We start from the raw sequence: 21,600 nt of genomic DNA, 5'->3' as shown, positions 1-21,600 counted from the left end.
CCCGAGCGGTCGCGGCCGACGCGGGCGGACTCCGCGCCTCGGCGCTGGGGCCCGGCCTCGCCGGGGCCGGGGCCGGGGTCGGGGCCGCATGCCCGCGACGCGGAACCCACCGTCCGCGGTGCGGCCGGTGGGCAGCATCCCACCGACAACACCGGTTGCCGGGCCGCGTCTGCGGCGCGGGAGGCCGCGATCACGCTGCCGTGGTCGGCAAGGCGCTGTCCGCGGTGTCATGGCCGCGCCCCGCTCGCTGACCACGCTGCCGCGGGCTTCCGTCCCCGGGCCCGTGTTCAGCGGGGCGCTGCCCCGTCGCGATCCGGCCATGTTCCACCGGAAAGGCGGAACTTCTTTAGGAACAAGGCCAGTTCAACTGATACGTCGCTGGATTCCGCTGGCACGCAAGGCGTCTCGGCGGGTGTCGGGCTCGCGCGGAGGAGGTCGGCTGCTTTCAGGGGCCGAGGGCGCGCTGTACGGCGCCGGCGGCGGGTTGGCAGTGGAGGCCGTCGTGACGTTCGGGCGGTTGCACGCCTGACAGCAGGCGCGGCATGCGGCGCGGGTGGCTACCGAGGCGCTGCCGAAGCTCGGTGCGTATATCGATGCTCCAGCGGATTCGCTGGCGGCGCTGTTGCCGCAGCCCGGGCAGGCGGAGGGAGTCAGGCCGCGTCTCGCTCTGCCGGGCCCGCGGCCCACGAGCCTGAGACCAGAGCTGCCGGATATGCCGTCAGACCATGAACGGTTCACGAGAGTGATCCCCCGGCTCACCGCGGCCGACCCAGCCCCGACGACCTCACGTGTCCACCAGCGAGATTCCGAACACGGCCTGTGGAACGGTCGAGGTGCCCTCCGTGTGGCGAATTCCTAAGTTGATCCCTTGATCGCATAATAAGTGCGTGAGATTCGGTCGCAAGCTGTCTGGTGTGACACGGGCAATGCTGTTGTCTGGCGTCGCGGTGTGCCTGCTCGGTTCAGTGCCGATGGGAGGTACGGACAGGGACGCACTCAAAATGGCAGTATCCACCAACAGTGTCACCGCTCCCGGAGTTCAGGTCCGGGAGCGGCAGCAGTTGATTCGCGTATACCAACTGCGGAATCTGGCGGAATACGGGCTGCGGAATATCGAGGTGCGCGATGCCCAGGTCACCGGCGGGAGCATTCGGTGTCCCCAGACTTCTCTGAAGCCGCTGGGCACGATGACGTGCCGCGCGACGATCGTCGCCCTGGCAGGACGTCACATCGGTCAGGTCACGGCAACGGGCGTCGCGACAAGGAAGGAGTACGGCCGCGCCCAGGTCGCCACCTCTGCGGGGTACAACGCCCACTCCGCCAAGTTGACCCTGCGCCGTTCGGCGTCGCAGAAACGTCTCTTCTATCGTCTGACGTACACCGGCCCCGCCGGGCTGGAGAACCTGCGACTACGGGACCCGCTGTTGCGCGAGGCCGGTACGCTGAAGTGCTCTTCGGGTGCGGGCCTTCCCAAGCGCTTGCCGACTGGCGGGAATGTCGAGTGCTGGGCGGCGGCTCCGGACAGTCCTGGTCGTCATGCATCTGTGGCTCGGGCATCCGGTACCACGGCAGACCGAGCGGTTTCCACTACGGGATCGTTGCTACCCCCGCTCGCGCTCGCGGCCGAGGCGGCGGCGGGATACTCCGTGCCCGGCCCGCCCGCCGCGGCTCGCCAGGACGGGCCAACCCGGGCCACAGCCTCTCCCCGTGCCACATCCTCGGCGACACGCCCGGACGGGCGACTCCCGCCCACATCCCCTCCCCGTGCCACACCTCCTCTCGTCACGACTCTTCCCGCACTCCCGCTAGAGGGCTCGACGGCTCCCGGCCCTGGACCTGGCGGTGCGGACCCCGTGACCGGCGTACTTCCACCGGGCCCCCGGGCGCCATTCGCCGTATCCGGAGCGGCCGCTGCCGAGGCGGGGGTGGCCGGTGAGTTCCTCGCACCGCCGTACCTCGCCGAACCCGGACAGCGATTCCCACCAGGATCACGCCCCGGCGGACCGGTTCCCGGCGACCGCCCCGTCACCACGCCGACCGCCTCCCCCGCCTCACGCCCGCAGGGCGCGGCCCGGTCCGCCTTGCCGTCCCCGCCGACCGGCGGCGGACTCGTGAACACTCTGGACTGGGCGATCATGGCCTTCTTGATGGTCATCGTCCCCGCTGTCCTGGTGGCAATGACTCTCGACTCACGCAGTTCGCAGTCCCAGAAGAAAGAGAACTGACATGCTCGGCTGGGGTCTCTTGTACGCGTTTCTCGGTGCGGCGACAGCGTGCGGACTGACGTGGGCGCTGTCGCGCAGCGAGGCCTCGAAGAAGGCGCATCTGGAAGCTCCCGCACTGACTTTCGTGGGAAGTGCGACACTGGCGTTGTTCGTCCTGACGGCGGCTTTCCTGGTGGCGAGTTCCTGGCAGCAGCGCAATTCCGCCGTCGACCACACGTATCAGGAGGCCAGGAATCTGGAGGCGGCCTACGCCGATGCCCGCGGGCTGCCGCTGGAAGTCCGTTCACAGACTCGTGAGCAACTGAGGACGTACACGCGGGAGGTGGCTGGGCCTGAATGGTCTCTCATGAGGAACCAGGAGATGAGTCTGCGGGCCGCCAGCGCGCTCGACGAGGCGCGACTGCTCGTTACGCACGCGCGGACAGCGGACGATGAGCAGGAGAAGGCCAAGGAAGTGGTCGGAACCGAGCTGGACGACGTGATCGTGTCCCGGAATCAGCGGTCCAGTGACATGAGATGGGCTGTCCCGGTTCCGATCTTCTACGCCTTGATCGCCACAGCCGTGCTGGTCGTCCTGTTCCCCGCATTGGTCGGTATCAACGCCGGTCCGCGGCATATGCTGGTGATGGTTCTCCTCGGCACCGTCTTGGGATTCGCCGTGTACTTGGTGGCGAGCCTCCGGCACTCCTTCACCCCGCCCCTCGGTATCGAGCCGGACGCTTTCCGCCAGACACTGGCACGGTTCGATCAGCTCGACGCGGCCGGATAGTGGGTGCGGTGCGAACGTCGTGAAACTTCGAGGCTAAGGGCTGTCCCGAGCGGGGATCAGGTTCGCTCGTTCGGTCGCTCCGCTCGGCCTGGCGCCTGGCACTTCTCTTCGAACTCGACGGGGCTGAAATCGCCCAGGCGCTTCTGCATGCACCGGTCGGCGTGGTACGGGCCTGGGCGGACCGCTTCGTCAGCCCAGGAAGCTGAGGCGGACCGTGCGATCCGGGTTGTTCTTGTTGGTGTCCACCAACATCCGTTGAGGCAACCCGGACTATCCGTGTGGCGACGCGTACTACTGTAAGAGGCAATCTCATTTGGATAGCTCGGTATTCCGTGAGCCATGGTGGGGATCGTTGAGCGGTTGGTGCCGGACGAGTTGTGGGAGTTGTTCCAGCGGGTGCTGCCGGAGGCACGGGTGTGGGCCAAGCTCCACCGCCTGGTCCTTGACGAACTGGGTGCCCGCGGCGAGCTGGACTGGTCGCGGTGCGCGATCGACTCGGTGAACATGCGGGCCCTGAAAAGGGGGACCTGACAGGTCCGAATCCTGTCGACCGGGGGAAGTACGGCTCGAAGATCCACCTGCAGGGCATGTCCCGCTGCCCGCCCGGGTTTCCCGCCCGCCATGAGCCCGGTGGCTGCCCGCGACGACGTCGGGCGTCGCGGGCAGTCACTTTCGTACCGGTGAGGGCTGACCATGCTCAGTTCTGGCTGAGCATGCCCCTGCGGAGCTTGGCCAGCAGGCGGGTCAGGAGTCGGGAGACCTGCATCTGGGAGATGCCGAGATACTCACCGATCTGGGCCTGGGTCATCTCCTGGCCGAAGCGCATGGCTACGATCTCGCGGTCCCGGTCGTCGAGATCCTCCAGCAGCGGCGCCAGCGCGTGGAGGTTCTCGACCAGTTCCATGGCCGGATCGACGTCGCCCTTCACATCTCCGTAGGTGACGTTCTCGGATCCGTTGTGTTCGGCGCCGATGGGCAGGTCCAGGGAGCCGGCGGTGTAGCCGTTGGAGGCGATGAGGCCCTCTATGACCTCTTCCGCGGTGAGGTCCAGGTACTGGGCGAGTTCGGCGACGCTGGGGTCGCGATCGAGTCGGCCGGCGAGTTCTTCACGGGTCTTGGCCAGGGTGACGCGAAGCTCCTGCAGACGGCGCGGCACGTGGACGGCCCAGGTGGAGTCGCGGAAGAACCTCTTGATCTCCCCGACGATGTAGGGGATGGCGAAGGAGGTGAACTTCACTTCACGGCTGAGCTCGAATCGGTCGATCGCCTTGATCAGCCCGATCGTGCCGACCTGGACGATGTCCTCCATCTCACCGCTGCCACGGTTGCGAAATCTCCTAGCCGAGAAATGCACCAGGGACAGATTGATCTCGATCAGCGTGTTCCGGGCGTACTGGTGCTCCGGTGTGCCCTCTTCGAGCACCTGCAACTGCTCGAAGAACAGGGACCCCAGCCCCCGTGCGTCCTTCGGGGCGATCTTCCCGGGTTCCTCGATCCGCGGAAGCGTCGCCGGAGCGATGACGGCGATCGCGGCCGGAGCCTCCGCGGATATCGGCATGGTCGGATCCCCGGCCGTCGACTCTGACATGAAGACCCCGCGCGCACGCAGTTGTGCGTCTGTCGTACCTGACAGCGCCCGCGGTCCATTCTCCGGTGCGTCGGCGGAAATCCGAGGGTGTTGCGATGTGCTACGCATTCGCATCTCCCGATGGCTGCTTATCGTGTACAGCACGGGAGGGCCATGACTAGGACACCTCAGGATGGCCGGAGAAGCCGCTCCCGTGAGTGTGTGCCTGTCTGCCTAAGCACGCCGAACCAGCGTCTGTCCCTGATCGGCGGGCCCAAACACCTTCGCGGTCATAGCGGTTACCGCACCGCCGAAGTTCCCCCCGGGCCGACCCCGTCGAGGAGGGCATCGTGAACAGGCCCGAGGCGGCTGGCGGTTGCCCGGGGCCGCCCCGTGGCCCGTCAGCCCGGCCAGGTCCCCGTCAGGCGCCGGGTGGCTGCGCGTCGGTGCGCTCGACCATGGCCTTGTCCACGGCGAAGATGACACCCTGGACGGCGGCGATCAGGATCCGGCGCAAGGGACGGTGCACGTCCGCAGGATGCTAGACGTGCGGGATCTCGTCGGTGTCGAGGGTCTGGTCGATGATGTGGCGGGCGCAGTCGGAGATGCGTAGTCGGCGTGCTCGGGCATAGGTGCGCAGAGCGTCGTACGCCGCGTCGGGAGTGGCGTTCCAGCGTTCGGCGAGGATCCCCTTGGCCGGCTCGATGACGATGCGACTGGACAGGGCACGTTGCAGTTGTGTCTTCTCCAACTGCTCCTGTCCGAGGTCGCGCTGTTGGAGAATCGCGATCGTCGCGACGTCCGCGAGCGCCTGGGCGAGTGAAGCGTCCTGGGGGGTCAGCGACTGCCGGCCGGTGTGGAAGAGGTTCATCGCCCCCACGGCGCGGTCACGCAAGCGAAGAGGAAAGACGTGGCTCGTCTGGAAGCCGCTGCGCCGGGCCTGGTCTGCGAACGCGGGCCAGTTCTCGTTGGCCACGGGATCGTGCAGGTCGATGTTGATGCGTGCGTCGCCGGCGCGGTAGCAGTCGAGGCAGGGGCCTTCGTCGTGCTGTATGGCGAAGAGTTCCAGCAGGTGCGTGTTCTGGTCCGACGCGGCGATCGTATGCAGGAGCCCCTTTTCGTTGGCGAGGAGAATGCCGACCGCGGAGACGTCGAGCAGACTGACGCAGTGGGCGCACAGCCCCTCAAGGAATTCGATGAGGTCGAAGTCATCGATGAGGGAGTCCGCGACCTGCACGAATACTGTTGACACCTGTTGCTCGCGGGACATGGATGTCATCCCCTCGTCTCCTTGGATGATTCGGGTTCCGGACGGTCGTCGTCGAGTCGGAGCCGCCGGGAGACGACGTCTTCAGCGGCTTCGATGATGGAACGGTCGTGGCTGTAGGTGTACGCGCGCAGGCGGAGCAGTGCCTCGCCCAGCGGAAGGTCGAGCTGGACACTGAGCATGCCGGTGGCCTGGTGGACGACAGCACGGTGCAGCTCTCCGTCCGGCTGCGCGTCGAACCAGGTCTCGCCTCGCGTTCCTGCCCCGCCGAGGAACTGGAGAGTGAGGGCTGCTGCGAGACCGAGGGCGTCATCCATCTCCTGGCCGCTCATGGGCCCGGGGGACGCGCGGAGTGCGGTGAGGACGCCGACGGAGATGCCGCCGAGGGCCAGCGGGAGGCAGAACATGGCCCCGATCGGCAGATGGGCCATCGCCGGAACGAGGGTGGGCCATCGTGCCGCTCCCAACGCTGTCACATCGTGTTCCGCCGCCGTCTGGCTGGTGCGAAGGGCATCCGGGCCGGGGCCCTGGCCCAAGGTGAACTGGAGGTCCTCGAACGAGGCACCCACGGAGTCGGAGGACCACAACTGTTCCGTGATGTGCCCTTCGACCACCAAGGACACCACGAGGTGGTCCATGCCGAGAACCGCTACACAGCCGACGTCCAGCCCCGGCCCGACGTCCGTGTGGAGGTCCCGAAGGATCCGGGTCATCTCGGGGCTGAGCACAGGCGGCCACCTTTCGGACTCCCCATCATACCGGCGGGGCAGGGGATCGATCTTCGAAGCGCTTCGCGGCGGTCTCGTCCGGACCGGAGGTGCGGAACCCCGGCCCGAGAAGAATGCCGACGGTGCCGGTCAGGGTGAACAGGCGAAGGACTGCCGGGGACGGAGCATGCGCCTGAAACTTCCGCCCCTCCGTCCGACTGTCCTGAGCTGCCGTGAGGAGAGCGGTGAGTCCACCGCAGTCGCAGAACGCGACGGCGCTCAGATCCACGTGAACGGCCGCGGCCTCGGCACGCGAGACCTCAGCCATCGCCGCGGTGAACACGGGGACGGAGTCCCTGTCCATCGCCCCGGCCAGAACGATGACGGTGCGCGTTTCCTCCTGGCGCCGGTCGACGTGGAGGAGTGGTGGAGTCTGCATCAGCCATCCTCGCTTCGAGCCTGTTGGTCGGGGCTGGCCTGGTGGAACGGCCCGGGGTGAACGCCCGGTCGGGTTATGCGTGGCAGCGCCGTGGTGAGGAGGCCTTTCGTGGCCACGGCGCTGCCGACTCCGGTTGCCCTCTGCGGCCCCCAAGACCACGGTGGGCAACCCGGTATCGGGGCCCGTGCCTCTTACGTCCAGCGGTGGCTGGCTACGCTCGCGGCGTGGTGCAGGAGGGCTCGCGACCGCACGGCGGCCGAAGAGGCCGGCAGACCGATCAGCGCGGCAGCCTGCCCATAGGTGTGAGCGCCGAACAGGACCAGCCCGAGCACAGCCAAGTACTGCTCGGGCTGGTCCTGTTCGCGGGACGGTCGGTTCCGGTGCGACCGGAGGTACGGAGCAGGTTCCGGTAGCCGCCCGTCGGGAACACGCGCGCACCGGTTCCACAGGTCCGCCGCGAGGTGCTGACGCCGCGCCCCGTTCGGACAAGGCTCGGATGGCGTCCCGTCCACCAGGGTCAGTGTGGCGACGACTGCGTCGGCGGCCAGGTCGACGTCCCGGCACAGAAGGAGAGCCAGGGAGAAGAGGGCGTCACCGTGGCAGTCGTAGTCGACCAGCGCCTCTCGCGCTCGCACCCGCCGGACCTCCGGCACACCGCTGGGAGGACTGCTGCGGGGCGACTGGGCGGGACTGTGGTGCGCCATGATCTCCACCTGTTTTCGGCCGTAAGGTCAGAAACGGCCGGGGGCAGGGGCGCGGTGCTCAGGCTAGGCCCTGTCGCAGCGGAGGGCTACCCCCGTAGGCCGATGACCGGGAGATGCCGGATCACGCTGTGGCTGTTACGTGGACGTCACCTGCCTGGGCGCTGCTCCCCGTCCCGCCCGGAGGGTACGGAGGAGCGGCGCTCAGGAAGCGGCGGCCGGGGTGCGGCGCAGTGGGGCGCCCGCCTCGTGGAGGCTGCGGAGCGCCTGCCGGTACGAGGTGATCAAGCCCGTCTCCAGATAGGAAACGCTCAGCTCGTCACAGTAGTGCCGCACGATGATCTGTGCCCTGCGCAGGTTAGGGCTGGGCATGCTCGGGAAGAGGTGGTGTTCGATCTGGTAGTTCAGTCCCCCCAGCGCGATGTCGGTGAACCAGTTGCCCCGGACGTTGCGTGAGGTGAGGACCTGGCGGCGCAGGAAGTCCGGGCGGTCCTTTCCTGTCAGGATCGGCATGCCCTTGTGGTTGGGGGCGAAGACCGAGCCGAGATACACACCGAAGAGGCACTGCTGAACGGCGAGGAAGGCGATCGCCATGCCGGGCGGCAGCACCAGGAACAGTGCGGTCAGGTAGACCGCGAAGTGGCCGATGAGCAGCGCTCCCTCCAGTGGCCGGTGCTTGAGCGAGCGGTCTGCCAGCGCCCGGACACCCGCCACGTGCAGGTTGAACGCCTCCAGAGTGAGGAGGGGGAAGAACAGATAGGCCTGCAAGCGGCCGATCAGGCGGGGCAGCCCCTGGGCCGAGCGGGCCTGGCCCTGGGACCAGACGATCAGGTCGGGTTCGATGTCGGGGTCGAGTTCGTCGTGGTTGGGATTGGCGTGGTGGCGGGTGTGCTTGTTCTGCCACCAGCCGTATCCCATACCGATGCCGATGTTCGCGGCGATCCTTCCCCCCGTCTCGCTGGCCTTGCGCAGCCGGAATACCTGACGGTGGGCGATGTCATGGGCCAGTAGGGCTACTTGGCCGAAGGTCGCGGCCAGGAACGCGGCGACGGCCAGGGTCCACCAGCTGGCGCCGACGAGGACGAAGGCCGTCCAGCCTCCTGCGTAGAGTGCGGTCACGGCCGCGATGCGGGCCGCGTAGTAGCCGGGGCGCCGGGTCATCAGACCGTGGTCGGCGATCTTCTTCGACAGCCGGGCGAAATCACTCCCGGTCGTCCGCTCGGGGCGGACGAAGACTTGTGCAGCCATAAGCGCGAACCTCTCTTGGCCAGCACCCGGGCATGCCGCTGTTGGGCGGTCCACCGCGGTTCGAGGGAAGAGCCAAGAACGTGACCAGTGTCGGTCGAACGGTGGTTTGTGGAGCGTGTTGGCTCGCTCCGGGTGGGGAATTCTCTTCGGTTCGTCCGCTCTCATAGCGGACGCGATCCGCCGTGCGCGATTCGGTGGCTACTCGAGCAGCCTTCTCCTGCTCCGCCCCCGTTCAGTACGGGCTTGGTGAATGCACCGGAGTCATGTCGCCACTGGGTTGACGCGATCCGGCGCCGCCGCGTTCGCGCCGCCTGCCTCGTCACTGCGGGACCAGGCAGGCCGCGCGCTGTGCGAAAACCCGGGCGATATCGGGCTCGCGGAACTTTCCGTGAGGCGCAGTGCGAGCGTGTGGAGCTTGGTGTTGGTTCGCTGGGAGGAATTCACCATGATCAGCCAGGCCTCGTCCAACGAGCATCCCTCGGTCGCCATCACCATGCCGAGCGCCACGTCGATCATGGGGCGGGTCTGGAGTGCTCGTCTCAGCCCGTCCACCTCGCGGCGAAGATGGAGTACTTCCTGCTTTGCGCCTTGCGGCTCTCGGGAGACCACAGCGTCCCGCTCGTGGTCTTCCCTGGAGTTCGTAGACGGTCGCACGGGCGTGGCCCCCAAAAATGATCGAGCGGCGCGCACCGGGGGCTGGGGTGCTGGCGCGGCTGCATGCGAGATTTCGAGAGCTCGCACGCGCTGATGTCTGTTCAACCAACCGTGGACAGCAGGAAAAACTGCTGCCCATGGTCCGGATGCTTCTTTCACCGTCTCACATGACTGCCGTGCCGACCAGGGGGCGGCGGTGGCCGAGCTGGATTCGTCAGCTCTCTTGGACGCCTCCTGAGCCTGTCACCACTGCGACCCGTCCGACCCTCCCGAGCGGCCCTTCTTCGAGTCGTGGGAACCACCGGCCGCATCGTTCTGCTCGTACTGCGTACGGTCGGAACCCTCGCGCCCTCGATCACCGCTGTCCGAGTCCCTGGCCGGAACCGGCAGACCGCGCGGTGCCGACGCCTGTTGCTCCGGCCGCCGGACCATGCGCTGCGGTGGACCGCCCTCTCCCGATGGGGTACGGCGGGCGGAACCGGCACCGGCCACGTCCCGTGTCTCCTGGTCCCGGGCGGCCATGTCGTACGGGCGCTCGGCCTCGGCGCCGCGACTGTCCCGGTCCTCGTGGTCCAACACGTTCCGCTCCTGCTGGTCCTGCTCGTCGCGCGCCTTGCGCACGGCCCTGCGCTCACGGCCACCCATCACGGCCGCGCCGGTCAGCATGAGGAGACCACCGAGCAGGGCGAGCCCCACTCCGCTGCCGAGCCCGTCGCTGTCGCCCGTTACCGTCAGACTGCCTTCAGCCTGCCCTTGTCGCACCATCCAAAGGATGGCGAACCCGAGGGTGATGATTCCGGCGGTGAGGACCAGCAGTCGCGATCGGAACACCACTCCGAGAACCGTGAGGACCGCGCCGACCAGGAGGGGCAGGAACATGGATGCGAACAGTCCCGCGCCCGAGTCCGTCACGCCCGCTCCGGTGAAGAGTTCCCAGACTCGGAAGTCGTGTCCGACCCGACCGTTGTACCAACTGCGAAATGGGGCCCAGAGGGCCGCGGCAGCGCCGACGACCGCCAAGATGATTCCTATGGTGTTGCGGATACTCCGTACCATGCCGCTACCTCCCGGCAAGTCGGAATGATGCATGTAAACCCCCACATGCAGTACCTCGCCCCCGGTTCACGCTACGCCCGCCCCACACTCCACGCCATGCGGCTCCGCACGAGATAGCGGGGTCGACCCCGGCCTGATCAACGCCGACAAGGAGACTGTGACCGCCCTTCCCGGCGCCTCGTTCTTCGAAGACGCCAGCTTGCGCCCACCGTAAGAAACAGCAGGTCAGAAGGCATTCTTGGACTGCTCGTGCACCGCGTGGGCGCCCGGAGCGTCAGACGGGCGTCACCTTCGACCGACCGGAGCTGTCAGGAGAGCCGCCGACACGACTGCGGCCCACCCGAGGAAGTCGTGCACGCACGAGTGGGCAAGCGCACGCACCGCCTGGCCGATCCCGGTGGGATTGAGAAGGGCAAGGGCCCCAGGACCACCGTGACCGTGCCGATTCTCCCTGTCACTTCTTCAGCCTCCAGAGTCGGCGGTTCGATGGTGCCTCGTACTCCGCGCCTCCGAACGACCCGACCGTTCTCGCACCGCTCGCCAGGGATACCGATCAGCCAGCTGCGGAACTGGTCCAGCAGGCGCAACCACTGCGGCCGGCGGACCGGTTCGGCCAGTTCGTTGGCGCCCCAGGCGTCGGCCCGTCGTTCGGCGTCAGCAGTGGTCAGGCCACGTGCCGGAACCACTGCGAGCGAGCCGGCCACGTCGGCGGCGTCGCGTCGGTGCGCATCCGGCTCCGGGCCCCCGGTACCGGCAGAGCGCTGCTCTCGGTCGTGGTCTGCTGAGGCACGGTCACCCCTGGCCGCGGACCACGGTGACGGGGCAGTGGGCGTGGTGCAGCAGAGCCTGGCTGACGGAGCCGAGCAGCAGGCCGGTGAAACCACCGCGTCCCCGGGCTCCGACGACGACCAGTTGGGCGTCGCTGCTGGCGTCCAGTAGGGCCGGGCGGATCCGGGCACGCTCCAGCCGCCGCTCCACCGTGACGTGGGGAAAGACCTTCTGCCAGGGCGCGACCGTCTCGTCCAACAGACGCTGTTCGGCCTCTCGGAGCCGTTCGATGTCCACCACCATGGCGTTGAGGGGGTCGCCGGGGCCTTCGTAGGCGCGCTCGCTCCAGGTGTTCCAGACGTGCAGGGCCACCAACGGTGCCCCGCGCAGAGCGGCCTCGGCGAACGCGAACTCCACCGCCGCACCGCCGGCATCGGAGCCGTCGACGGCCAGCAGCACCGCTCCGGACGGCTCGGTGCGGCCTCGCACCACCATCAGCGGACAACGGCCGTGCGCGGCCAGATGCACCGCCGTCGAGCCCAGCAGCAACCCCGAGAACCCGCTCAGTCCCCGGCTGCCGACGACGGCCAAGGAAGCCGACCTCGATTCGATCTCCATCACCTCCAACGGCTCCCCCGCCACCACCGACCGGGTCACGGCCACGCCCGGTGCCGCCGCGTGGGCCCGCTCCTCGGCATCGGCCAGCACTCCCCGGGCCATCGGCTCCACACCGTGGTCGGCCGGGCTCCACGGCGGCCCGCCGGCCGGCCGGTGTCCGGGCGCATGGCCGAATGCGTGCACGATCCGCAATGGGGCACCACGCAGGCGCGCCTCACGAGCCGCCACGTCGACCGCCTCAAGGCTTGAAGCGGAACCATCCACCCCTACGATCACCGGATCAGTCATTACAGTCTCCCGTCCTGGGCGCCGCCGATGCGCGGCTCCTTGACGCTCATCCTTGTCGCAGCCCATCCGTTGCGCCCAGGGACCAACGGGCCGCCCTCAGGACCACTCGGTCCTGAAGGCGGCCCTGATGTCGTCGCGACCGAGCGGGGCACCCGCTCTGCGCGCACATGCCCCGCGGCGTCATCACCGTCTGCTCGGCAGTCCGCGTCAGCCCCCCCGGAACGCGCCGGCCGGCCCCGCGCCGGAGCGTGGTCAGTGCCCCGCGCCTGCCGCCCGCACCACCGCGACCGGGCAGTGGGCGTGGTGCAGCACGGCCTGGCTGACCGAGCCGAGCAGCAGTCCGGCGAACCCGCCGCGCCCTCGAGCGCCGACCACCATCAGCTGTGCGGAGCGGCTCGCGTCGATCAGAGCCTCGCGCGTTCGGCCGTGCACCACCCGGCGCTCCACCACCACGTCCGGATACCGTGCCCGGTAGCCCGCGAGCGCCTCGGACAGCAGTGTTTCCTCCTCCTCGGCGAGAGCGCCCGGTGGGTTGGCGTACGGAGCGGAAGCGTCCTGTGGAGCGGGCAGTGGCGCGTTCCACGTCGTCCAGGCGTGCAGGGCCACCAGGGGGGCCTTCCGCCGCTCCGCCGTGGCGAAGGCGAAATCGACCGCCGGTGCGCCCGCGGCCGAGCCGTCGACGCCCAGCACGACCGGACCGTCCACGAAGGGCTGCTCGCGAACCACCAGCACCGGACACCGCCCGTGTGCCACGAGGTGCACCGCCGTAGACCCGGCCAGCAGCCCGACGAACCCGCCCAACCCCCGGGACCCCACCACGACCAGCTCGGCCGCGCGGGACTCCGCCTCCAGGACGGTCAGAGGCTCGCCGGTCACCACGGCGTGGCTGACCTCGACATCCGGCGCCACCGCCCGCGCCCGCTCGACCGCCTCGGCCACCAGCCCCCCGGCCATCTTCCGAAGCCCGTCCTCCGACGGATCCATCGGCGGCGGCCCCAACGGCGACGCGCCTCCCGGAGAAGGGTGAGGAAGCACGTACGTCACCGGCCAGACCAGCGCGTGCACCACCCGCAGCCCTGCCCCGCGCGCCCGCGCCTCCCGAGCCGCCGCCTCCACCGCGGCGAAACTCGACTCCGACCCGTCCACACCCACAGCCACCAGACCGCTCATCATGCCTCCTACGTACGGACCGCCTGACTCTCGTCTCCCAGCTCACCCCACACGTGCTCTCCCTGCCATGGGGCGTGTGGGCCACTTTCAGGGCCGACCGGCCCGCCACGCTCGTCCGACACGACAGCTCCGGCAACCCGGCCGGAGCCAGTTGTCGTACGGGGGCCCGTCCGGCCCTCCGTCCGGGGCCGTTCGGACCCTGCCGGCCCCAGCACAAGGCGGGGAAGAGTGCCCTGTGGGACTCCGCGGCCGAGGCCGGAACTTGAGCTGTTGTCCTCGGGTGCCGAATACCTAGGGCACGACGGTCGGGTACCGAGCCGCACGACAACCAAGTAACGGCGGATGGGATGAGTGCACGTGGACGTCAACGAAGTGCTACTGCCAGGTGTGGGACTCCTCTACGAGTTCGTCAATCTGGAGGGCGACAAGGTCGGTGTGGTCGCACGGCGCTCGGGCGACTTCGAGCTGGCGGTCTACGGAGAGGGGGACCCGGATCAGGCACGGGCCGTGTTCCGGCTCACCGGCGAGGAGGCCGACGTCCTCGCCGAGATCCTGGGCGCGCCGCGCATCGCCGAGCGGTTCGCGGATCTGACCAAAGAGGTGCCCGGGCTCAGCGCCGGGCAGGTCGAGGTGCTCGCAGGCACCCCGTTCGTCGGCCGCCCACTGGGAGAATCCAGGGCACGGACGCGGACGGGAGCGTCGATCGTGGCGATCGTCCGCGGTGAGGAGGTCATCCCGTCCCCCGGGCCGGAGAAGGTCCTCAGTGCGGGGGACGTACTGGTGGTGATCGGGACCCGCGAGGGAATCGCCGCAGTGGAACAGCTCGTCCGGGGCTGAGCGGGTGCATATCTCGGTCGCCCTGCTGCTGGAGCTGGGCATCATCCTCACCTTCCTGAGTCTGCTCGGCACGCTGGCGCGACGCTTCGCGCTGTCCCCGGTCCCGCTGTATCTCCTGGCGGGCCTGGCGCTGGGCGAGGGAGGAATCGCCCCCGTCCCGGCAGCCGGCTCCTTCGTGGAGACCGGCGCGGGCATCGGCGTCGTTCTTCTACTGCTGGTGCTCGGTCTCGATTTCACCGTGCCGGAGTTCACGGTCAGCCTGCGTCGCCACCTGCCCTCGGCATGGGTCGACCTCGTACTGAACGCGACCCCCGGCGCGGTGGCGGGATGGTTGTTCGGGCTGGACGCAGGAGGCGTCCTCGCGCTCGCCGGCGTGACCTACATCTCCTCCTCGGGCATCATCGCCCGGCTCCTGGGCGACCTGCGGAGGATGAGCAACCGCGAGACCCCGGCAGTACTGTCCGTGCTGGTGCTGGAGGATTTCGCGATGGCCGCGTACCTTCCGCTGCTCGCCGTCGTGGCCGCCGGAGGCACATGGCAGCAGGCCCTGCTCGGGGTGCTGCTGGCCCTGGGCGCGGTGGCGGCCGCGCTCACCCTGTCCTACTGGTGGGGGCATCACCTTGGACGACTGCTGTCGCACCCCGACGCGGAGCAGCTGCTGCTGCGCGTCCTGGGCGTGACACTGGTGGTCGCGGCCCTCGCGGAGGCCGTCCACGTCTCGGCGGCGGTCGGCGCCTTCCTGGTCGGGCTCTCCCTCACGGGTGAAGCGGCCGACCGGGCGCGGAAGGTACTGAGTCCGCTGCGAGACCTGTTCGCCGCCGTGTTCTTTCTCGCCATCGGCCTGTCCATTCCACCGGACTCGCTGCTGCCGGTACTTCCGGTCGCCCTGCTCCTGGCCGTGGTCACCGCCGCGACCAAGGTGGCGTCCGGTTGGTATGCGGCACGCCGCGAAGGAGTGGGACGCCGAGGACGGTTGCGGGCAGGAACCGCGCTCATCGCCCGGGGTGAGTTCTCCATCGTCATCATCGGCCTCATGGGCACCGGGCATGACCGGCTCGGCGCCCTGGTGGCCGCCTATGTCCTCCTGCTCGCCGTGGCCGGCCCCGTCATCACCCGCTTCACGGGACCGCGCCCCTCCGATGCGAGGCGCTCACCACGCCGCAGCACACCGGTGTCCTGATCCGCCAGACGGCACCACGCCCCCATGAGGTTGGCGTCCAGCCTGGAAGTACCACCGTATGAGCCTGCGACAGCACGCGGCCCAGGACCGGGCGCACGGCCCTGCGGAGCGGGCCACCGCAAAGCTGAATCCCGCGCTTCTCCCTCGTCCGGCGCTCCTCCTGGGGGCGCAGCGGTACAACCGGGCAGTCCAGTGAGGCCGGACGGCTCCCCAACGGGGCCGATCGGCACATCGCTCATACCCCCTGCTGGGGGCAGTCTGAGTCAAGAGTCCTCGACATAGGCGCATGCGATATAGGCGCATGCGATTCCGACCGGCAGCATGCCAAGGCCGGACAGCCGTCGGAGGAAGAAGGGAACCGGCACGATGATCACCACCATGATGACCGCGGCCCTGCCGACCGCACATCGGAACCGGCTGATGCGCACGGCCCGGGAAGCCGTTTTCGAGCCGGGCGCCCGTCTGCTTGTGGAGGGCGAGCCCGCAGACCGGTTCTGGGTGATCCGGAGCGGCACGGTCGCCCTCGACTCACAAGCCCTCGGGCAGTCGGCCCCGACCATCGATTCTCTGGGCCATGAGGAGCTTCTCGGATGGTCCTGGCACTTTCCGCCCTACCGGTGGCAGTTGGGCGCCCAGGCTTTGAGCCAGGTGCGCGCCTGGGAGTTCGACGCGGCGACCGTACGGGCCATGTGTGCCGCGGACGCGGAGTTCGGGCGCTCGATCGCTGTCTGGGTCGGCTCGGTGGTCGCATGCCGACTCCGGGCGACACGAGAGCGGCTGCTCAACCCGAACGCTCATCGCGGCGACGAAGCCGGAGCGTGAGCACGCCCTTCGCACGCCGCCGGACGTCCCGTGCCGCGCACAAGGCGAGCAGTGAGTGGTCCGCCGGTCGACCGGCGGACCACCTCGGTCCTGGTCGATGGAGCATCTCCTGCTGAACAACCACGCCCCTACAAGGCGTCGTCGCTCACGGCATGACTGCCGACACTCCCCAGGCTCCACCTGCGCGCGGACGTTCCGCCCGTACCGAACAAGAGCCGCCCCCCGCCTTCAGCAAGGACCGTGCACCGCCCGGACATGCACGGCGCCCCGCCGGCAAGGGCTCAGCGGCACTTCCACCGGCCCCCCCGAATGCGCGTCCGGGATGGCGCAGACGCCCCGCACGCCCAGCACTTCCACATCGGGGCCAAGGGCCAGCGCCCGTCGGCCTGCGCGGCCCGGCAGCACAACGGACAGCTCAGCCTCAACACGACCGACAGCCTGCCCCTCTACGGCAAGATCGGCGCCTCGCTCACGCCACCGGCGACACCAGGGCCGACCACTCGGTCCGCACGGCCGACCGCTTCCCCAAGGGCGCCTCGTACACCTGCCACCGCACCATCACGGTCAACGACGAAACCGCCAAGAGTCTGCGGAACGAAGACGCCGTCGTCGTGGGCCACCTGGACTCATGCTCCGGCCCCGCCGCCTTCTACGGCCTGGGCGCCCTGCGCAAGGGGTCCCTGATGATGATTCTCCGTCGGGACGGGACCACCGCTCACTTCGACGTCACCGCGATGAAGGTGTGGGCCAAGGACGACTTCCCCTCCCACCGCGCCTACGGCCCTGCCATGACCCCCACACTGACGTTGATCACCTGCGCCGACCGGGACAGCGACCGCCGCACCTACCGTTCCGACCTCGTGCTGACCGCAGAGCCCGCAACGTCGGCCGCTGACCGGACCGACCGCGGTCCTTGAGCGCCCCGGGGCACCGTCCAGCGACTCCCTCACAGCCCGGCAGTCCAGCTGTCCCGTCACCGCGGGCGCTCCGGTCGTCGCTGCACCCGTGTGTCGCGGGTGAACGGGGGCACGCCACCGCCTGGCAGAAGCCGATGCACTCTCCCCGCCGTCCCGCCTCGGAACCTCCCCCTCACTCCGATTCCGGCACGACCACGACAGGGCAGCCGGAGTGGTGCAGGACCGTGTGGGCGACCCGTCCCAGACGGGGCCCCAGGCCTCCTCCTCGTCGTCGGCCGACGACGAGGAGGCCGGCGTCTCGCGAGGCGGCCAGGAGGACCCTGTGGGCGGGGCCCTCCGCTGTGCGCCGCCGCAACCGAACCTCAGCGGGAGCGTCGGCGAGAGCTTCCTCCAGCTCCTTGGCCGCCCCTTCCTCGTGCAGGCGCTCGGGACCACCCGTGAGCAGAGGGTGGTCGACCGTCTCGTGCATGGGGCACCGCCACGCCCGTACCGCCTCCAACGCGACACCGCGCCGCTTCGCCTCGGCGTAGGCGAAGTCCACGGCCGCTGTCGGCGCATCGGCCGCTCCGAGGACGATGTGGTCCCGGCCCCCGCCGACAGCGCGGTTGCTGTGGTTGCCGCGGATCACGATCACCGGGCAGTGCGCTTGTGCGGCCACGGTCAGGCTGACGGAGCCCAGGAGCAGATCGGCGAGACCGCTGCGTCCACGGGTGCCCACGACCACGGCGGACGCGTCGCGGCTTTCGCGCACGAGGGCGTGCTCAGGCTCCTCCAGCACGTTGGCGGTCGTCACGGGCAGCTCGGCATGATGGCGCAGCGCCCGCTCGGCCGCGGCCGCGAGGATGTCCTCCGCGGCGACACGCCCGGACGTGCTGCCCACCTCCGGCGCGAGTGCGGGCCCTTCGTAGCGCTCCCACAAGGAGGCGTACACGATCCGCAGGGGCACCCGGCGCAGGGCGGCCTCGTCGGCCGCCCAGTCGACGGCCCGCAGGCTGGGCTCGGAGCCGTCGACGCCGACGATCAGAGGCAGGTTCATCGCTCTCAGCCTCCCGCGCCGAGGTCGAAGACGATGCGGGCCTTGACCTTGCCGTGCAGCACCTCGTCGATCGATTCGTTGACGGCGGTGAGCGGTCGGGTCTCCTGGATGACCTTCGTCCGGCCGTCCGCGTGGAGCTGGAATACCTCCGCGAGGTCCTGGCGGGTTCCGACGATGGAGCCGATCACCGAGGTGCCGTTGAGCACGGTGTCGAAGATGGGCACCTGGATGGTGCCGTGCGCGGGCAGGGCCACCATGACGAGCTTCCCACCGCGCCGCAGACCCGAGTTCACGGCTTCGAACGCGGCCGGGCTGACCGCGAGGGCGAGGGCTGCGTGGGCGCCGCCGTGCCGCTTCAGCTCCGCCCCGACGTCCTGGGTACGGGCGTCGATGAGGATGTCGGCGCCCAGTTCCCGGGCGAGTTCGAGCTTCTCGTCGGTGACGTCGATGGCGGCGACGGTGGCGCCGGCGATCTTCGCGTACTGAACCGCCAGATGGCCGAGACCGCCCACGCCGGAGATGGCGACGAGCTGTGCGGGCCGGACGCCTGCGACCTTCAGGGCCTTGTAGGTGGTGACGCCCGCGCAGGTCAGCGGGGCGGCGTCGATGGCGCTGACGCCCTCGGGCACCAGCTGGGCGAAGTCGGCCCAGGCCAGCATCTTCTCGGCGTATCCGCCGTCGCAGCCGTAACCGGTGTTGACCTGGCTCTCGCACAGCGTCTCCCAGCCCGACAGGCAGTGCTCGCAGCGCCCGCACGCGCGGCCGAGCCACGGCACGGCGACCCGTTGGCCGACGGAGAGATGAGCGACTCCCTCGCCGAGCTTCTCGACGAGGCCGACACCTTCGTGGCCGGGCACGAACGGCGGGGTGGGTTTGACGGGCCAGTCACCGTGCGCGGCGTGAATGTCGGTGTGGCACAGCCCGGACGCTTCGACGCGGACGCGGACCTGTCCGGGACCGGGCTCGGGGTCGGGGCGCTCCTCGATGACGAGGGGCTGACCGAATTCCCGTACGACCGCTGCCTTCATGATGTCCTCGTTCTCTTGTGTACGGATGTTCGTCAGTCGTGTGCGACGACGGCGACGGGCGCGGTGGAGTGGTGGAGCACCGCGTGGGTGACGGCACCGATGTGGGTGCCGAAGGGGTTACGGCGTATGCGGCGGCCTACGACGACGAGGGAGGCGTCACGGGAGGCGTCGATCAGGAGCGCGGCGGCGCTGCCCGGGCGGGACACCTCGACGACCTCGACGTCCGGGTACTTCTGCCGCCACGGACGCAGGGTCTCGGCGAGTGCGTCGGCCCTCTGGCGGGAGAACTCCTCGTGGTGTTCGAAACCCGGCCCGACGGTGTACACGGCGTAGGGCCACGAGTCCCAGGCCCGGACCGCGTACAAGGCGGCCCCGCGACGCTTCGCCTCCTCGAAGGCGAAGGCGATGACGGCGTCGTCGGGGCTGTCGAGCCCGAGGACGACGGGGCGGAAAGCGGTGGCGGCGGACGGAATGCCGGCGGGGTCCATGACGTGCTCGTCGGCGGCCTGTTCCCCGGCGCGCACCAGGACCACGGGCACCTGGGTCCGGGCGATCACGGCCTGTCCGACGGAGCCCACGAGGAATCCGCCGAGCCCGCTCAGCGCCCGGGACCCCAGGACCAGCAGCTCAGCGTCGCGGGCGGCTTCCACGAGAACCTCGGCCGGCGTCCCGCTACGCTGCTCGGTACCCACCTCGACCCCCGGGTGGCGCAGCCTGAGCCCTTCGGCGGCCTCGCGCGGAACCCGCTCGGTCCAGTGCTGGTGGGTCTCTGCTCCCAGGAGCGGGGCCTGGGCCATCGGTTCCGGCACCGGCATCCACACGTGCATCAGCCGTACCGGCAGGTCACGCAGCTTCGCCTCGCGCGCCGCCCATTCCGCAGCGGCTCCGCTCTCGGCCGATCCGTCGAGTCCTACGGTGATCGTGCGGGCCATGATGCTCTCCTCCGGTCTGGGATGTTCTGGTTCCAGCGTCGCTGTTCGGCCGGACATCGGGGCAGGGGCCGCTGGTCCCCCGCAGGGGCCGACCGGCCCCATCGGCGCGGGTGTGCGGCGGTCCGAGGGGCCGGGTTGCTCAGCCGCAGTCATCCGTTGCTTCGGAGGGGGACGGAAGCGGACGGCCGCAACCGCGCCGGGCCGAGCGGCACCGGACGGGTACCGCTCGGGTCCGGGGCAGCCAGCGGTCCGCCCAGGCCGCTCCGGCCGGCGCGGGAGAGAAGGCATCGGACGCGCCTTCGTCCGCGCGGTGAGGAGATACGGGCGCGGTCCTATTTGCGGTCCTATTTGGGGGGACAGTCGTGAGGCACGACCGCCACGGGGGCTGTGGCGTGGTGCAGAACGGCGTGGGTGACCGGGCCGAGACGTCGCAGGCCCGCCTCGTGGCTGCGCCGCCCGACGACCACGAGGCCGGCATCGGCGCTGTTGGACAGCAGGACCTCGGAGGCAGAGCCGGTCTCGAACTGCTCGACGACCTCGACCTGCGGATACTTGTCCCGCCATGGCTTGAGGGCCTCGGCCAGGACCTCCCTGTTGATCTGCTCCAGACCGTTCGTCTCGTCGACCAGATACAACGAACCCGGACCCCAGGCGAGGGCCGGCGGGACGCTCCAGGCGTGTACGGCACGCAGGGTCCCTCCGCGTTCGGCCGCGGCTGAGAAGGCGAACTCCAGGACCGCGTCACCGGTCTGCCCGGGTTCCACGCCGACCACCACCTCCGGAGCCTGCTGGGGCGTGCCGGAATGCGGCTTTCCGACCATGACGACCGGCCCGGCCGCATGGCGCAGCACCTTCATCGAGACGGAACCGATCAGGTAGCCGGTCAGGGTGCCGTAGCCGCGCGAACCCAGTACCAGCATGTCGGCGCGTGCGGCTTCGGCCAGGAGGGTGGGCACCGGGTCGTCGACGATCAGCTCCGTCGTGACGTCCAAGGACGGGTGCTCCCTGGCAACGCGGGCCCGGGCCTCGTCGAGCATGTTTCGCACCCAGCGCTCCTCGGCCGCCCGGTCTCCGACGTACGCCACGTCGGTGGGGCGCCAGACCCAGGCGTGCACCAGTCGCAGGGCCGATCGCCGGCGCTCCGCCTCCTGAGCCGCCCAGTCCGCCGCCGCAGCAGCGTGGTCGGTCCCGTCCAGTCCTACGGTGATGATGCCGGACATGTTGCCTCCTGATGCTGCCGCTGAAGGGGGAAGACTCCAGCGAATGCGATGACGTGATGGTGTGAGCCTCACACGGGGCCGGCACCCGGCACTGGGGCCGATCGTCCCTGGTGTGGGCCTGAGTGGCCCTGATCGCGCTGTGCGACGGGGC

20 protein-coding genes and 2 pseudogenes are annotated in these 21,600 nt (G+C 69.5%); 7 read left to right on the top strand and 15 right to left on the bottom strand.

Going from position 1 to position 21,600, the window contains the following annotated elements; all coding sequences use genetic code 11:
* Positions 1–2,226: 2,226 nt before the first annotated feature.
* Both CIB93_RS12250 and CIB93_RS39605 read left to right on the top strand, forming a co-directional pair.
* Positions 2,227–2,994 carry a DUF4239 domain-containing protein gene (locus CIB93_RS12250; protein WP_096626816.1) on the top strand — a complete coding sequence of 256 codons (768 nt, stop codon included), beginning with the start codon at positions 2,227–2,229 and terminating at the stop codon, positions 2,992–2,994.
* Between the two features lie 429 nt (positions 2,995–3,423).
* A pseudogene (locus tag CIB93_RS39605) lies at positions 3,424–3,575 on the top strand (IS5/IS1182 family transposase); the annotation flags it as partial.
* 116 nt (positions 3,576–3,691) lie between these two features.
* Here the strand turns inward: CIB93_RS39605 and CIB93_RS12240 are convergent.
* The 8 genes from CIB93_RS12240 to CIB93_RS12205 all read right to left on the bottom strand — a co-directional run bounded on the left by CIB93_RS12240 (position 3,692) and on the right by CIB93_RS12205 (position 10,456).
* Positions 3,692–4,552 (bottom strand): SigB/SigF/SigG family RNA polymerase sigma factor, encoded by an 861-nt coding sequence (locus CIB93_RS12240; protein WP_096626815.1) that lies wholly within the window; start codon positions 4,550–4,552, stop codon positions 3,692–3,694.
* Between the two features lie 550 nt (positions 4,553–5,102).
* Positions 5,103–5,840, bottom strand: coding sequence for a GAF and ANTAR domain-containing protein (locus tag CIB93_RS12235; protein WP_096626814.1), 738 nt, complete (start codon positions 5,838–5,840; stop codon positions 5,103–5,105).
* On the bottom strand, positions 5,837–6,556 hold the full coding sequence (locus CIB93_RS12230) for an ANTAR domain-containing protein (protein WP_096626813.1): 720 nt from the start codon (positions 6,554–6,556) through the stop codon (positions 5,837–5,839). The genes CIB93_RS12235 and CIB93_RS12230 overlap by 4 nt, the downstream gene beginning before the upstream one ends.
* 25 nt (positions 6,557–6,581) lie before the next feature.
* Positions 6,582–6,974, bottom strand: coding sequence for an STAS domain-containing protein (locus CIB93_RS12225; RefSeq protein WP_096626812.1), 393 nt, complete (start codon positions 6,972–6,974; stop codon positions 6,582–6,584).
* A gap of 191 nt (positions 6,975–7,165) precedes the next feature.
* Positions 7,166–7,678, bottom strand: a complete 513-nt coding sequence (locus CIB93_RS12220; RefSeq protein ID WP_143660030.1) for a hypothetical protein — start codon at positions 7,676–7,678, stop codon at positions 7,166–7,168.
* A gap of 201 nt (positions 7,679–7,879) precedes the next feature.
* Positions 7,880–8,923, bottom strand: coding sequence for an acyl-CoA desaturase (locus CIB93_RS12215; protein WP_096626810.1), 1,044 nt, complete (start codon positions 8,921–8,923; stop codon positions 7,880–7,882).
* A gap of 261 nt (positions 8,924–9,184) precedes the next feature.
* Positions 9,185–9,475: an ANTAR domain-containing protein gene (locus CIB93_RS12210; RefSeq protein WP_257002154.1), complete on the bottom strand. Its 291-nt coding sequence runs from the start codon at positions 9,473–9,475 to the stop codon at positions 9,185–9,187.
* 345 nt (positions 9,476–9,820) lie between these two features.
* Positions 9,821–10,456 (bottom strand): hypothetical protein, encoded by a 636-nt coding sequence (locus CIB93_RS12205; protein WP_143660029.1) that lies wholly within the window; start codon positions 10,454–10,456, stop codon positions 9,821–9,823.
* Between the two features lie 289 nt (positions 10,457–10,745).
* Between CIB93_RS12205 and CIB93_RS39600 the strand changes: the two are divergent.
* Positions 10,746–10,829: pseudogene (locus CIB93_RS39600) on the top strand (succinyl-CoA--3-ketoacid-CoA transferase); the annotation flags it as partial.
* Between the two features lie 112 nt (positions 10,830–10,941).
* Here the strand turns inward: CIB93_RS39600 and CIB93_RS12200 are convergent.
* The 3 genes from CIB93_RS12200 to CIB93_RS12190 form a co-directional block, all read right to left on the bottom strand.
* Positions 10,942–11,517, bottom strand: coding sequence for a cation-transporting P-type ATPase (locus CIB93_RS12200; protein ID WP_096626808.1), 576 nt, complete (start codon positions 11,515–11,517; stop codon positions 10,942–10,944).
* A complete protein-coding gene (locus CIB93_RS12195) occupies positions 11,426–12,307 on the bottom strand; it encodes a universal stress protein (protein WP_179500072.1) in 882 nt (293 codons plus the stop codon). Before CIB93_RS12195 ends, CIB93_RS12200 begins: the two co-directional genes overlap by 92 nt.
* Positions 12,308–12,559: 252 nt before the next feature.
* The gene (locus CIB93_RS12190) at positions 12,560–13,477 is read right to left on the bottom strand and encodes a universal stress protein (protein ID WP_096626820.1); all 918 of its coding nucleotides are present in this window, start codon (positions 13,475–13,477) and stop codon (positions 12,560–12,562) included.
* A 357-nt stretch (positions 13,478–13,834) separates the two neighbouring features.
* Here CIB93_RS12190 and CIB93_RS12185 point away from each other — a divergent pair, with 357 nt between their 5' ends.
* The 4 genes from CIB93_RS12185 (at position 13,835) to CIB93_RS12170 (ending at position 17,233) form a co-directional block, all read left to right on the top strand.
* Positions 13,835–14,314, top strand: coding sequence for a cation:proton antiporter regulatory subunit (locus CIB93_RS12185; protein WP_096626807.1), 480 nt, complete (start codon positions 13,835–13,837; stop codon positions 14,312–14,314).
* Between the two features lie 4 nt (positions 14,315–14,318).
* On the top strand, positions 14,319–15,494 hold the full coding sequence (locus CIB93_RS12180; RefSeq protein WP_096626806.1) for a cation:proton antiporter: 1,176 nt from the start codon (positions 14,319–14,321) through the stop codon (positions 15,492–15,494).
* A 366-nt stretch (positions 15,495–15,860) separates the two neighbouring features.
* A complete protein-coding gene (locus CIB93_RS12175) occupies positions 15,861–16,316 on the top strand; it encodes a cyclic nucleotide-binding domain-containing protein (protein WP_096626805.1) in 456 nt (151 codons plus the stop codon).
* Positions 16,317–16,468: 152 nt separating this feature from the next.
* Positions 16,469–17,233 carry a sortase domain-bontaining protein gene (locus CIB93_RS12170; protein WP_096626804.1) on the top strand — a complete coding sequence of 255 codons (765 nt, stop codon included), beginning with the start codon at positions 16,469–16,471 and terminating at the stop codon, positions 17,231–17,233.
* 172 nt (positions 17,234–17,405) lie between these two features.
* Here CIB93_RS12170 and CIB93_RS12165 read toward each other — a convergent pair whose 3' ends face one another.
* The 4 genes from CIB93_RS12165 to CIB93_RS12150 form a co-directional block, all read right to left on the bottom strand.
* Positions 17,406–18,269 (bottom strand): universal stress protein, encoded by an 864-nt coding sequence (locus CIB93_RS12165; RefSeq protein WP_096626803.1) that lies wholly within the window; start codon positions 18,267–18,269, stop codon positions 17,406–17,408.
* 5 nt (positions 18,270–18,274) lie between these two features.
* Positions 18,275–19,297, bottom strand: coding sequence for an alcohol dehydrogenase AdhP (gene adhP, locus CIB93_RS12160; RefSeq protein ID WP_096626802.1), 1,023 nt, complete (start codon positions 19,295–19,297; stop codon positions 18,275–18,277).
* Between the two features lie 32 nt (positions 19,298–19,329).
* Positions 19,330–20,229, bottom strand: coding sequence for a universal stress protein (locus tag CIB93_RS12155; RefSeq protein ID WP_096626801.1), 900 nt, complete (start codon positions 20,227–20,229; stop codon positions 19,330–19,332).
* 344 nt (positions 20,230–20,573) lie between these two features.
* The gene (locus tag CIB93_RS12150; protein ID WP_096626800.1) at positions 20,574–21,449 is read right to left on the bottom strand and encodes a universal stress protein; all 876 of its coding nucleotides are present in this window, start codon (positions 21,447–21,449) and stop codon (positions 20,574–20,576) included.
* Positions 21,450–21,600 lie beyond the last annotated feature (151 nt).

This window comes from Streptomyces sp. WZ.A104, from assembly GCF_002382885.1.
Taxonomy (GTDB): Bacteria; Actinomycetota; Actinomycetes; order Streptomycetales; family Streptomycetaceae; genus Streptomyces.
Note: the sequence above shows the minus strand (reverse complement) of the source record. Positions and strands in the feature narration are given on the sequence as shown.

What these genes read in the sequence shown, in the direction of transcription:
- CIB93_RS12250 (WP_096626816.1), top strand. Translation starts at nt 2,227, where the DNA reads ATGCTCGGCTGGGGTCTCTTGTACGCGTTTCTCGGTGCGGCGACAGCG.
- CIB93_RS12240 (WP_096626815.1), bottom strand. Translation starts at nt 4,552, where the DNA reads ATGCCGATATCCGCGGAGGCTCCGGCCGCGATCGCCGTCATCGCTCCG.
- CIB93_RS12235 (WP_096626814.1), bottom strand. Translation starts at nt 5,840, where the DNA reads ATGACATCCATGTCCCGCGAGCAACAGGTGTCAACAGTATTCGTGCAG.
- CIB93_RS12225 (WP_096626812.1), bottom strand. Translation starts at nt 6,974, where the DNA reads ATGCAGACTCCACCACTCCTCCACGTCGACCGGCGCCAGGAGGAAACG.
- CIB93_RS12220 (WP_143660030.1), bottom strand. Translation starts at nt 7,678, where the DNA reads ATGGCGCACCACAGTCCCGCCCAGTCGCCCCGCAGCAGTCCTCCCAGC.
- CIB93_RS12215 (WP_096626810.1), bottom strand. Translation starts at nt 8,923, where the DNA reads ATGGCTGCACAAGTCTTCGTCCGCCCCGAGCGGACGACCGGGAGTGAT.
- CIB93_RS12205 (WP_143660029.1), bottom strand. Translation starts at nt 10,456, where the DNA reads ATGTTCCTGCCCCTCCTGGTCGGCGCGGTCCTCACGGTTCTCGGAGTG.
- CIB93_RS12195 (WP_179500072.1), bottom strand. Translation starts at nt 12,307, where the DNA reads ATGACTGATCCGGTGATCGTAGGGGTGGATGGTTCCGCTTCAAGCCTT.
- CIB93_RS12190 (WP_096626820.1), bottom strand. Translation starts at nt 13,477, where the DNA reads ATGAGCGGTCTGGTGGCTGTGGGTGTGGACGGGTCGGAGTCGAGTTTC.
- CIB93_RS12175 (WP_096626805.1), top strand. Translation starts at nt 15,861, where the DNA reads ATGATCACCACCATGATGACCGCGGCCCTGCCGACCGCACATCGGAAC.
- CIB93_RS12170 (WP_096626804.1), top strand. Translation starts at nt 16,469, where the DNA reads ATGACTGCCGACACTCCCCAGGCTCCACCTGCGCGCGGACGTTCCGCC.
- CIB93_RS12165 (WP_096626803.1), bottom strand. Translation starts at nt 18,269, where the DNA reads ATGAACCTGCCTCTGATCGTCGGCGTCGACGGCTCCGAGCCCAGCCTG.
- adhP (WP_096626802.1), bottom strand. Translation starts at nt 19,297, where the DNA reads ATGAAGGCAGCGGTCGTACGGGAATTCGGTCAGCCCCTCGTCATCGAG.
- CIB93_RS12155 (WP_096626801.1), bottom strand. Translation starts at nt 20,229, where the DNA reads ATGGCCCGCACGATCACCGTAGGACTCGACGGATCGGCCGAGAGCGGA.
- CIB93_RS12150 (WP_096626800.1), bottom strand. Translation starts at nt 21,449, where the DNA reads ATGTCCGGCATCATCACCGTAGGACTGGACGGGACCGACCACGCTGCT.